General features: G+C 50.5%; 9 protein-coding genes. 6 read left to right on the top strand and 3 right to left on the bottom strand.

Going from position 1 to position 12364, the window contains the following annotated elements; translation table 11 throughout:
- Nucleotides 1-2 precede the first annotated feature (2 nt).
- From P2W70_RS18800 to P2W70_RS18775, 6 genes are all read left to right on the top strand, one after another.
- Nucleotides 3-1943, top strand: coding sequence for a sigma 54-interacting response regulator (locus P2W70_RS18800; protein WP_276483053.1), 1941 nt, complete (start codon nucleotides 3-5; stop codon nucleotides 1941-1943).
- Nucleotides 1944-2163: 220 nt separating this feature from the next.
- Nucleotides 2164-2718, top strand: coding sequence for an RNA polymerase sigma factor (locus P2W70_RS18795; protein WP_276483052.1), 555 nt, complete (start codon nucleotides 2164-2166; stop codon nucleotides 2716-2718).
- 58 nt (nucleotides 2719-2776) lie between these two features.
- Nucleotides 2777-3826 carry a FecR family protein gene (locus P2W70_RS18790; protein WP_276483051.1) on the top strand — a complete coding sequence of 350 codons (1050 nt, stop codon included), beginning with the start codon at nucleotides 2777-2779 and terminating at the stop codon, nucleotides 3824-3826.
- A 134-nt stretch (nucleotides 3827-3960) separates the two neighbouring features.
- Entirely contained in the window at nucleotides 3961-7188 is a 3228-nt protein-coding gene (locus P2W70_RS18785; RefSeq protein ID WP_276483050.1) for a SusC/RagA family TonB-linked outer membrane protein, read from the top strand.
- A gap of 48 nt (nucleotides 7189-7236) precedes the next feature.
- Entirely contained in the window at nucleotides 7237-8802 is a 1566-nt protein-coding gene (locus P2W70_RS18780) for a SusD/RagB family nutrient-binding outer membrane lipoprotein (RefSeq protein WP_276483049.1), read from the top strand.
- A gap of 27 nt (nucleotides 8803-8829) precedes the next feature.
- A complete protein-coding gene (locus P2W70_RS18775; RefSeq protein ID WP_276483048.1) occupies nucleotides 8830-10443 on the top strand; it encodes a DUF5689 domain-containing protein in 1614 nt (537 codons plus the stop codon).
- Nucleotides 10444-10535: 92 nt separating this feature from the next.
- Here P2W70_RS18775 and P2W70_RS18770 read toward each other — a convergent pair whose 3' ends face one another.
- The 3 genes from P2W70_RS18770 to P2W70_RS18760 are packed head-to-tail and all read right to left on the bottom strand — an operon-like array spanning nucleotide 10536 to nucleotide 12314.
- Nucleotides 10536-10886: a hypothetical protein gene (locus tag P2W70_RS18770; protein WP_276483047.1), complete on the bottom strand. Its 351-nt coding sequence runs from the start codon at nucleotides 10884-10886 to the stop codon at nucleotides 10536-10538.
- A 25-nt stretch (nucleotides 10887-10911) separates the two neighbouring features.
- The gene (locus P2W70_RS18765) at nucleotides 10912-11427 is read right to left on the bottom strand and encodes a hypothetical protein (RefSeq protein WP_276483046.1); all 516 of its coding nucleotides are present in this window, start codon (nucleotides 11425-11427) and stop codon (nucleotides 10912-10914) included.
- Nucleotides 11424-12314, bottom strand: a complete 891-nt coding sequence (locus P2W70_RS18760) for a hypothetical protein (protein ID WP_276483045.1) — start codon at nucleotides 12312-12314, stop codon at nucleotides 11424-11426. Before P2W70_RS18760 ends, P2W70_RS18765 begins: the two co-directional genes overlap by 4 nt.
- Nucleotides 12315-12364 lie beyond the last annotated feature (50 nt).

The following is a 12364-nucleotide window of genomic DNA, read 5'->3' as shown; positions in this document are numbered from 1 at the left end:
CCATGAAAGAGCAAATATTGATAGTTGAGGACCAGTTTGTAGAGGCAGAAGATCTTCGCTTGTTGCTGGAGCAGGCGGGCTATGGGGTGACGGGCGTTGCCCGGTCGGTACCGCAGGCCCTGGACATGATCAAAGAACGGCGACCCGATTTTGTACTGCTTGATATTTTGCTGAAGGGAAAACAAACCGGCATTGATCTGGCGAAGCAGTTGGCGATCGATCATATTCCCTTTGTTTACCTGTCTGCCAACTCCAACGAGGAGATCTTGAATGCTGCCAAGCAAACGCAACCCTATGGGTTTATCGTAAAGCCGTACCGGGAGAAAGACCTGTTGGTAACGCTGGAGATCGCCCGTTACCGGCGTGTACACAGTGTGGAGGCGAAATACCAGCAGGAAACCGAGTTGCGTAAGCAATTGAAACAGGTGGTGAGCAGTACCGGTACCTGGTCGCAGAAATTGCTGGCGGTGACGGCCGCGCTGCAGTCTTGTATTCCATTCGATTTCCTGGTGGCGGGGTTCGATCACCTGAAGCTGCCACGGTTCAAAGGCATGTGCTTTTTAAGAATTGGGTTTGATGAATACCAACTGATCGATGCGCAGGCGTTGAGCACGATCACGGGCAAATCGATCGACGAGCTGGTGGCTTTGCAGGCGGGCAGTCCGCCGGTGAACCAGGCTGTTTATTATGATGAGGTCGTTTTTGAACGGATGTGCCGGCAGCCATCGCTGCGGCAGCTATTTGCCGATACTTTTCAGTTGCGGTCCAACCTGGAAATGCCGATGCGCATCCTGCAAAAGAGATCATTCAGTTTTTGTTTGTATAGTCGTCGCCCGGATGCTTACAGTGCCGAGCAGTTGGAGTTGTTTGAAAGGATACAGTTCTCGCTGATCCAGACCATTGAGGATCTGCTGGAGGGGGAGGTCGTTGAAAAAGATAGCTTTTCGACTGAAGTTGGATCGGTGGTGGAAGAGAGTAAAACTGAGGAAGGTTTTGAAGGCATTGTGGGTAAAAGTCATTTGCTGCTGCATGTGTTTGACCACATCAAGCAAGCGGCTCCTACGGATACTTCCGTGTTGATATTGGGCGAAAGCGGGACCGGAAAAGAAAAGATAGCTAACTGTATACATGACTTGTCTGCCCGCAAAGGCAAACCGTTCGTGAAGATTAACTGCGCGGCGTTGCCGGCAGCGCTGATCGAATCGGAGTTGTTTGGTCATGAGAAAGGTGCTTTTACCGGTGCGCTGGAGAGACGGATTGGCAAGTTTGAACGAGCAGATAAAGGAACTATTTTCCTTGATGAGATCGGTGAAATGCCGATGGAGTTGCAGGTGAAATTATTGCGGGTATTGCAGGAGCGGGAAATAGAGAGAGTAGGGGGTAGGGAGACGATCAGGGTGGATGTGCGTTTCATTGCGGCGACGAATAAGAACCTGGAGAAGGAAGTGGCGGAGGGCCGCTTCCGGTTGGATCTGTATTACCGCTTGAATGTGTTCCCGATCACGCTGCCGGCTTTGCGCGATCGCAAGGAGGATATTCCTGCGCTGGCGTATCATTTTATGAATTACTATGGCCAGAAGGCGGGGAAAAAGTTGAATGGCGTGTCGGAGCAAGTGTTGTTGAAGATGATGGCGTATCACTGGCCGGGCAATATCCGCGAACTGGAGCACCTGGTAGAGCGGAGTGTGCTGCTAAGCAAGGGGCTGTTGATCGAAGATGTGCTGCTGCCCACGGTAGAGAAGAAGGATACTGCCGCCACGGCAGATGATGCCACGTTGAAAACGATCGTCGAGAATGAAAGGGATTATATCCTTTCGGTGCTGCGCAAGTGCCATGGCCGCATCTGGGGGCCAGGTGCAGCTGCTGAAATATTGAACATCAACCCTTCTACGCTGAAGTCGAAAATGAAGAAGTTGGGGATCAAGAAAGAGTATATTAAGTAACGTTAACCATCGCTCCCGATCGCATTAGTTTTTGTACTTACATTCAAACCGATAGTCAGCCATAGCTGTGTAACGATTGCTAAAAAGAGAAGAAGCGCCTGCAAAAAAACGCAAGTAGCCGGGTTTAATGGGTATTATTTGTTAACACACAGATAATAATCCTGTTCCCATTATTTCGCCACTTTTGCACCCGAAATTCTATCTCTAAACAGTACATGCATTGACCCTCATTACGGACATAAAGAAAGGAGATCAGGTGGCCTTTCAGGCTGTGTATGACGTATTTCATGCCAAACTGTTTCATTATTTCCTGAAAAGGATCCGTACAGAGGAATGGGCAAAAGAACTGACCCAACAGGTCTTTATCAAATTGTGGCAGTCCCGGCATACCCTCACCGAAGCCCATACGGTTGATGCCCAGCTTTTTACTATCGCCAACTCCATTTACATCGACTACCTGCGCAAACAAGCCGTTGAACGTCGTTACCACTGCGAGCTGGATGACAACCTCGATGAACACTCCACGCTGGTCTATCACTCCCATCAGGACTACGAAACGGCTGATTATCTCCACGCCGTATCAGAAGACCTGCCCCCTGTACGTAAGAATGTATTTATATTAAAGGTCGACAAAGGTTACTCCAACAAAGAGATCGCCGAAAAACTGTCTGTCTCCATCAAGACGGTCGAAGACCACTACTCCAAGGCCTTAAAGCACGTGCGTTCGATCGTTATGATCGCCTTCCTGCTGCGTATTGTGTTGTTGTCGCATTAACTTAATGTTAACAGCAGGGGTAAATGCTCCTCCTCTTCGTATTCTCTATTACAAGCTCATGAAGATTACCAACGCCCTCATTCAAAAGTTTCTGGATAACCAGTGTACGCCCACTGAAGCGGAAGCTGTATCCCGGCACCTGAAGCAGTACCCGGACCTCGCAGCTACTTATTTGCGATCTTCCTGGGGTGCTGCTGAAGGGGCGAATGAGTTACCGGCTGGTTACAAAGCCGCCATGATGCAGGAGATCCAGGTACAGATCGCCCGGCACCGGCGCGTGGTGCGATTTCGTTGGGCCGCCGCTGCCGCCTCCCTGCTGATCGGCACAGCCGCTGTTTGGCTCTTTATGCCCAGCGCAAAGACGCCCGCTGCAGCCCTGGCCGAACGGACGGAGAAAAAGCCAGTAGCGACCGCGAGCTGGAAGGTGCAGACCAATACGGCCGCCAAAGCCTATCGTTTCAAGTTGGAAGACGGTACCCTCGTGAAACTGGCTCCCCATGCGGTGGTCAGGTACCAGGAACCTTTTGGCCGGGAGAACAAGCGTACCATCTATATGGAAGGTGAGGCAGATTTTGACGTGGCACCCGACAAAGCAAGACCATTTACCGTACACACGAAATGGTTTGCTACCACCGCGCTGGGTACCGCATTCAAAGTCTCGGAAAAAGCGACGAGCTGCCAGGTCAGGTTGTTTCACGGCAAAGTGCTGATCAAATCGCTCGTAAAGTCCTTGAAAGGCTGGAAGAAAGATGTGGTGCTGCTGCCCGGCCACGAAATGAAATACAGTGTGTCGGCCGGTACCGTTACCGTGGAGCCATTCCAGGTGGCACCCAACCGACCAACGTCTACCGCAGTCGATCAAGTTCCTTACCAGGATGAAAACACCCTGGTGTTTGATAATACCCCTTTACCTGTTGTGATGAAGTCGCTGACAGACAGGTACCATACTACCATATTCTATGATGAAGAGCAGTTGAAAGGAAAATACTTTTCCGGTGAAGTGCTCAAAGGAGATTCCTTATCCGTATTGCTGTCTGTAATTGCAAACATGAACGGTTTGTCGGTTACTAAAAAGGAAGATATCTATATAATCACGCAATCTAAGTAAACATACAGGACCTGTGTCCAGGGTGAGTTAGCTGCTTACAGGCGGCCCTGCCATTCTATGCATACTGGTCAAACACTAAAATTATGAGACTAACAATGAAAAAAACACGAAGTGGCACAATCTGTTTATGGGTTTTGTCCCTTTTATTATTCAACGTAGCGGCTTTTGCGCAAAGCACGGTAGCCGTGAGTGGTACCGTGTTGACCGAGAAAGGGGAAACGCTGCAAGCAGTGACCGTCCTGGCAACCCGCCGGAGCGATGCCGCACGTAAGCCGTTGTCTGCGTTCACCAATGATAACGGCATCTTTACGTTTCCGCAGTTGGTGATGGGGGAGATATATGATTTTACTTTTTCTTCTGTAGGATATGAAACCCAGTCGCTGAGAGGCTTTACTGTAAAGCAAGCCGGTAAATCCAATACACTGCTGATCCGCTTGCGGGGTAAGTCTGAAGCCCTGAATGAAGTGGTGGTAACGGCGTTGGGCATCAAGAAGTCGGAAAAGACCCTGGGTTATGCCCTGACCAAGGTCGATAGCACCCAACTGACCAATGCGATCAGTGCCAACTGGACCGACGCCTTGTCGGGTAAAGTGGCGGGTTTGCAATTGATCCGTTCCGGTTCTGGTCCTGCCGCCTCTACCAAGATCATCCTGCGTGGTGAAAACAATATTACTGGTGATAACGAGGCGCTCATTGTAGTAGATGGTGTGGTGATCAGCAACGGTAGCGGCAGGCGCTCTGCCAACGGGAGCGACCAGGTGTATGCTACCAATTCCGATAACCTGCCGGCCGACTACGGTAGCTCGATGAACGATATCAATCCGGCCGACATTGAAAGTGTATCTGTGTTGAAAGGACCTGCTGCCTCTGCCCTCTATGGACAGCGTGCGGCCAACGGTGCTATCATCATCACCACCAAGTCTTCTAACCAGAAGAAGAAAGGCCACTTCAATGTGCGCTATACGATGAATGGTAACCTGGAGCAAGTGAACCGGGTGCCCGATCTGCAATATGAATACGGGCAGGGTACCGGCGGTGCGATCCATTATTCGTATGGCACTACAGCAGATGGCGGCAGCACCAGCGGCACCAGCTCGGCTTACGGTCCTAAATTTGACGGTCAGGAGTATTTTCAATACGATCCTGTACGCCAGGCAGTAGGCTTAAAGCGTACGCCCTGGGTAGCTTACGATAACATCAACGATTTCTGGGACCTGGGTACCGATCTGCGCAATACCCTCAGTGTAGATGGTAAGGTCGGCAATACAGGCGTACGTATCAACGTAGGTTCCGAAAAGAACAAATGGATCGTGCCCAATACGGGATTCGATCGGCAAAACATCGGGTTGAGCACCAACTCGCAGATCACTGACAAAATCAAACTCTCTACAAAGATCAACTATGGTTTCCGTCAGAGTGATAACCTGCCTGCAGCCGGTTATGGTAACCAATCGCTGATGTACTGGTATATTTTCTGGCAACCCAGTGCGGATTACAACTGGCTCCGGAATTACTGGGCAGGTGGTCCTGGCAGCACATACGATAGCTTGTACAAATTGATCCGTTATCCGTTCTCCTCGTTCCCGGAAAACCCATTTGCCATCGTCAACGAGTTTTTGAACAAGACGAGAAGGAATAATGTAACCGGCAACGTAACCCTGAACTACCAGGTGACCAAGGACCTCAACCTGTTGGTGCGTGGTAACCTGGACTGGATGAACGACAAACGGGAGCAGCTGCGTCCTTACGACGCGGGTACCCGGTTGCCCAGAGGTTCTTTCCGTCAGCAGAATATCTATTCGCAGGAAAAGAGCTATGACGTGATGGCGCGTTATACCAAGCAGATCAACAGCGAGATCAATATGACCGTGACTGCCGGTGGTAGCCAGCTCTGGAATAAATACGATAAATCCGATGTACGCAATGATGGTCTTCACCTGCCTGGTATCTATACCCTGGAGAACAGTGAGTACGGACTGACCTACATACCAGACACCAGCCGTTACCGCCTGAATAGTATCTACGGTATCGTGAACCTGGCTTACAGAGATTTCCTGTTTGCTGAGATCACCGGCCGGGAAGACTGGAACAGCGTATTGGCTACACCCAAAAGGACTGGTCAATCCGGATTCTTCTATCCTTCTATCAATACCAGCTTCCTGCTGTCGAAAGTGGTAAAGCTGCCCAAAGACATCAATTACTGGAAATTGCGCGCTTCCGTGGCGTCAGTAGGTAGCGGTGGTACTACACCCTACAAAACGTTGTATACCTATCCGTACGCCAATGCCGGCATTTATCCCGACAGCGCACAGACCAGCCCCACCATCATCCCGAACTATAACCTGGAGCCGCTGACAACAACAACCTTCGAGTTGGGTACTGAAATGCAGTTCTTCAACAGCATGCTGAGCCTTGACCTGGCTGTTTATTTTGGTAACACCACCAATCAGCACCTCACTAGAACGATCGACGCCGCATCCGGTTATCAATATCAATACATCAATGCGGGTAAGGTGCGCAACAATGGTGTGGAGATTGGTATCAACGCCAAACCCATTGCTGCCCGGACGAAAGGCGGTTTCGAATGGTCGCTGATGGGAACCTTCTCTTACAACCAGAATAAGATCATGTCGATGCCCGATAGCGCTGTATTGTTGCGTGCGGGACAGATTGCCAGCGGACAGATCGTAGCTTCTGTAGGCGGAAGCCTGGGTGATCTATACGGTCTGGGCTATCAACGTAGCCCGCAGGGTGAAGTGATCTTCGACACCGCTACTGGTTTCCCCAAAATAACGCCCAATATCATTTACCTCGGTAATACGATCCCCAAATTCAAATTCAGCCTTGGCAACAACTTCAGGTACAAAGGCTTTGCATTGAGTGTATTGTTCGATGCCCAGGTGGGTGGTGTTGCCTACTCGCTGACCCATTACAAAATGGTGGAACAAGGTAAACTGAAATCTACACTGCCTGGCAGGTACAATGGTATCATCGGCAACGGTGTGAAGGAAACCAAAGAAGGTCATTATGTAAAGAACGATGTGGTGGCTACCGATATCGATCAATACTATCAATACAGCATGGGTAGCTACAATGCAGAAGGCAGCACCTTCAGCACGGACTTCCTAAAATTCCGGGAGGCTTCGCTGAACTTCACCTTCGGTCCCAAATTCCTGAAGAAGCTGGGATTGATCACTGCCAATATCGGTATATATGGTCGCGACCTGTTTATCTGGACGCCCTGGCCAATTTTTGATCCCGAGTTCGGCACCTTGTCTGGTTCCGATATTGTGCGCGGTTTTGAAGTGGGCCAGTTCCCCTCCACCCGCAGCATGGGCTTCAATCTGACGGTTGGATTCTAATGCGGAAGCAGTAAATCCGACAAATCGTAAACAAGTAAAAAACAGACGATGAGAAAGCAATTATATGTAGCCTGTATGTCCTTGATGGCGCTCCCGATGCTCCAGTCATGCGATAAAGGATTTGAGGAACTGAACGTAGACCCGATCAATGTGCTGGAGACTACGCCCGACAAGTTGCTGGCGCCGGCACTGGTCAACTCCCTGTGGCCCGGTATGAGCCGCAACAGGAGCTTCAACAACGAACTGATGCAGGTAACCGTATCGCAGAGCGATGGTGACAATACCGTGTTCCGCTACGCCTTCCGGTCCAACGTGTCGGACTATTTGTGGAATGCCTGGTTTGTACAGTTGACCAATTTCAAGCAGATCGATAGCCTGGCGCGCCAGGAGAAGATTGCCAACACCTCTTACCAGGGCATAGGCCGGCTATGCAAGGTGTGGTTGTTTGCCAACCTGACCGATACGTATGGAGATATTCCTTACTCCAACGCCCTGAAAGGGGATCAGGGTAATGTAATTCCCACCTTTGACAAACAAGAACTGATCTACCAGGATCTGTTCAAAGAACTGGAAGCCGTCAATACCTTGCTGGCGGCTGGTCAACCGATCGTGGTAAGCAGTGACCCTATTTACAAGGGGGATATCAGCAAGTGGCGCAAGTTTGGCAACTCCCTGTACCTGCGATTGCTGATGCGGGTGTCGGGTAAAGCAGCGGTGAAGGATCAGGTCATTGCCAAGATCAAACAGATCGCGGAAACACCCGGTACTTATCCCATCTTTCAAAGCAATGCTGACTGTGCCCGTTTGCCGTGGAGCGGCGGTACCAGCACGACCGATCCCTATACGTCGCCTTATGTAAACGGCGTACGTGCCCAGGATTTCCGGGCCCCGGCCATTTGCAGTTTTTTCCTGAATAACCTCGTTGCCTGGAAAGATCCCCGCTACGTGTCTGCCCTGCCTTATGGCTCGGGCAGTATTGGCCGGTTTGGTATATCGCAAGCCAGTGGGGGCGGATGGTTTGGCGTGAAGAGTGCGTACCTTCCCGGAACGGCCGATGCCAAAGGTTGTTATTTCCAGAGCTATGACAATACATCTACCGGCGGTACCTGGTCGCTGCAGCAGAATGCGAATACCGGTATCATCATGCAGTATGCGGAAGTACAGTTCATCCTGGCGGAAGCGGTGATCAAAGATTGGATCGCCGGCGATGCGAAGGCTTATTATCACCAGGGTATGGTTTCCGCCATCAACTACTGGGTGCCTAATTTCCCGGAAACAATTCCTTCTGCCGATTTCACGGACCATTTGGATAATATGGATGCCGGTGGTGAGTTGTGGGATGATAATTTTTCGATGGACAAGAAAATGGAAATGATCCATATACAGAAATACTATGCCCTGTTCCTGACGGATATGCAGCAATGGTTTGAGTACCGGCGCACCGGTCACCCGATATTGCCGAAAGGGCCCGGGTTGCAGAACGGTGGTGTGATGCCAGCCCGTCTCGTATATCCCGTATATGTACAGGCGGCCAATCCTACCAACTATAAAGCAGCCGTGGCGGTACAAGGTCCCGATGAGATCTCCACGCAGGTTTGGTGGCAGCGCCCTTAGGTATATCATTCTTTAAAAAACAAGTAGATGAAATATATAGTAAGTCTCTCCCTGGCGATCATACTGGCTGTTGTGTTGAACAGCTGTATAAAAGACACGTACGAAAATTACTCGGGCGCAACTCCCAGCGACATCATTTCCTGTCTGGATGTGCGTCCGTTGTACAAAGGAACCGACGTGGTCCTGACGAAAGAGAATATGTATGGTGGTACCAAACTGGCGGCCGTGGTGGTATCGGACCATTCGGCCAAAAACCTGCCCGAAGGTTTGTTGGTAGTGCAGGACAGCCGTCGCCTGGACACGTTGCGCGGTATGTCGATCGAGTTGGGCGCTGCTGCGGCCGACTACCATCCCGGCGATTCCGTGTGGGTGGAGATCGAAGGCGGTACGTTGACGCGGAAAAACGGTATCCTGCTGATTACGGGTGTCACCGCACCCAAGGTGACAGCCAAGGGCAAAGGAACGCTGACGATCAATGTCGTGACCTCTATGCAATTGTATTCCACGCCCCAAAATTGGGAAAGCACCCTGTGTCTGCTGAATAAATCGAGCTTTGTGCCCTCTCTACCGGCGGGTGCTGTGATTGGTGGTAGCAGAAACCTCAACGATGGTTTTGGTGATGTTACCCTGTTTACCGATCCTGGTGTTAGCTACGCGAATGATGCCCCGCTGGCGTTGGGTGCCTATGTGGGTATACCGTTTCGTACGGCTGAAGGAGGTGTACAATACAGAACCAGGAACGGTGACGATATCATCAATATGGGTGTGTCGGCACAAGACCTGCTGATCACCGGTATTCAAAGCGATCCCAAGGGTGGTGATGGTGGTTATGAGTATGTGCAAATGATGGCTACTACCGATATCGACTTCAAGGCAACTCCTTACTGCATGGTGTTCAATGGCAATGCTGGTACAGCGAGTTCGGCCACACCGCTCGATGCAGGATGGGCAACAGGCGGTCAGCGCACGATCAAGTACAATATGGATTCAGGGATTGTAAAAAAGGGTAAGTTCGTATACCTGGGTTTTCAGAATAAGAAGATCAACGGGTCGGCGGGTACTTATTCATTCCCCAATTCCACTTTCTTTATTCAAAAGAATTTTCTGACTACCGGTACGAATCCCAACAGGGGCGACGGTGGACTGGTACGGGCCAGTCAGTTTGGAACTTCCGGTCCCTGGGCCAACAGTGGTAACACCTGTGGTGTAGCCATCTTCAAGGGCACGACAGTGACTGAGGCTTCTGTACCGGAAGACGTGTTGTTTATTGCTACCGGAGGCGGTAACGCCATCTACGACAACACCAAGTCGCCCATCCTGGGTTACAGGATCTGTAACAACGACTGGTATTCGATGTATTCGGTAGATATCGATCAAACCACTTATAAGCCCCGCGTAGTGCCTTTCCTGCACTATCGTTCGGCGGTCAACATGACCAATATGCCTTACCCCATCACCGACAAATACCCCGCGGCACCTACCGACGCCGGCCTGTTCAATATGATGGGTGGTGTATACAATATCAAGCTGGCCCGCTGGACCACTGCCCGTAAGCAAACGGTGGTGGAGCTGGTGCAAACGACTGCCACTGTCGACACGCTGGAATTGCATCCGGCAGTGACGAAGCTGGTGGATCAATAAGACGTACGAATCCAATATACTCAAAAGGCTGACTTCATTCGGAAGTCAGCCTTTCGTATTTTAGGTAGGGCCGGTGGTGATGAGCGGCCGTTTTATACGAAGCTTGGGCCGCCTGCCTTGCGCAATGCGACGGAAAGTCGTTGCGCAAACTTCTCCTGCGCCTTACCAAACCCGCCGATCGATATTTTGTGAATGGGCTTTTTGAAATCATCCACTTGTATTTCCACCCCTTTGAGGCTACCTCCCAGTATCGATTTAATGCCGGTTACCTGGTTTACGTGGTAGGTATGGCTTCTGATCGTTATCGTTTTGTCGAGGAAGTGCACTTTTACGCCATGTTGTTCAAAATAGTCCTCCCTGACCTGTAATCGTGCGCCCCAGACCTTTTTATAAATAAAGTAAACGGCAGCAGCTACGGCAATGACAATAAGTAAATTTTCCATAATCGATTAGTTGATCGTTTTTGTATTAGAGATTGATGTCTTTGTCTTTTCCACGATTATTTCCGGTTTTTTTAGGTGACGCCGGTGATTGGTCCGATAATTTTTTTTGCTTCATCCACGCTTTGTTTTTTTCCTTGAACGATTGTTTGTTCCTGAAGAAAACCAGGCTACTGGCCCGCTCTTGCTCGTTGACCAGTTTGTGTTCAAACACTTCGCCGGTGCGGGTGTTTTCGATGGCGTGTGACGATATGTCGTTGACCGGATGTTTATTCTTGATCTTCGCCAGGGCGTCGGGATCTGGGTATAAGTCTTTTTGTACGAAATTTTTGTCTGTCCCAATGCCATGCGTTCTTTCCCTCGCCTGTTTATCGTTTTGTAGGATTTCTTTAGCTGTCTCGAAATGCTTTTCTTCTTCCTGCAGTCGTTGTTTTTTTCCCTCGTCTTTTCCTTGTTCATGCACGAGGTCTTTGAAATGATATTCGGCCCGGGTATTGTTGGGCTTCCAGTCTGGTTGTTGTTGTTTGTCCGTTTCTTTTTTCATATGGATTTGTTTATGCGCCATTTATCGATGCCGGGTTCCCCCAGCAATTGGATATCGAGGATCAGGGCGCCGAGTTCTTTTATGACCAGCAGGCTGTCTTTGGCTGGTTGCCCACTCATGGTGCTGCGGGGCGCCTTACCTGCATGGCTGGCCGGTACGGGCGCTGTCACCTTCATCACCGGTAAATGGCTGCCCCGGGTATGTACCCGCAGGGAGAAGGCTGCTTGTTGCGAGAACCTTACAAGCGCATAAGCCATGGTGGCAAGGGCTACCAGCAAAGCCGGCAGGGAGGAGCTAAAGGGGGTATAACTGACGGCATCTTTTGCAAGGGTACTGATGATGCCGAGTCCGATGCCGATCAGCAATAGTTCTTTCCAGGAGCCGTCTTTAGCATGTTGTCTATGGGAGACTGGCTGCCGGTTGAAGCCATAGGCGCCATAGACAGCCATGGCAAACAGCAACCACACCGTTGCCTGGTAGGAGGCCGGGGTACTTTGCAGCGACAGCAACGGAACGTTGGACAGGACAGCAACAGCCGGTACCCATCCTGCCAGCAGCAGCGTTCCTGCGAGTAGCCGAATCCCATTGAATCTTTGTGCCCGGTATATATTGATGCCGGCTACCTCCGACAGGGGCACTTCACAATGAATGATATGGGGGGTACTCAATGAATGACCGCTTAGCTCCTGCAGCAGTAACCGCTTATTGGTAATCTCCAGGTAGCCGTAAGCCGTCATGTTAAACACCAACGACCGAAGACTGGTGCATACGTAGGACTTGACGGAAAACTCGCCTTCCGCAGGAGCGATCGACTTGTTCAGGATCATACAATGGCAGTCAGGATTTGGTGATTGCATCTTGCTGATGCTGTATGCAATATGTGCCATACCCATAAGAGTTCGTTACCAGGTGCGGTAAAGGAGGGTGTTTTCTTTCT

It is taken from the genome of Paraflavitalea pollutisoli (genome assembly GCF_029360705.1).
GTDB classification, from domain to species: domain Bacteria; phylum Bacteroidota; class Bacteroidia; order Chitinophagales; family Chitinophagaceae; genus Paraflavitalea; species Paraflavitalea pollutisoli.
This window is presented reverse-complemented; position numbering and strand designations above follow the sequence as displayed.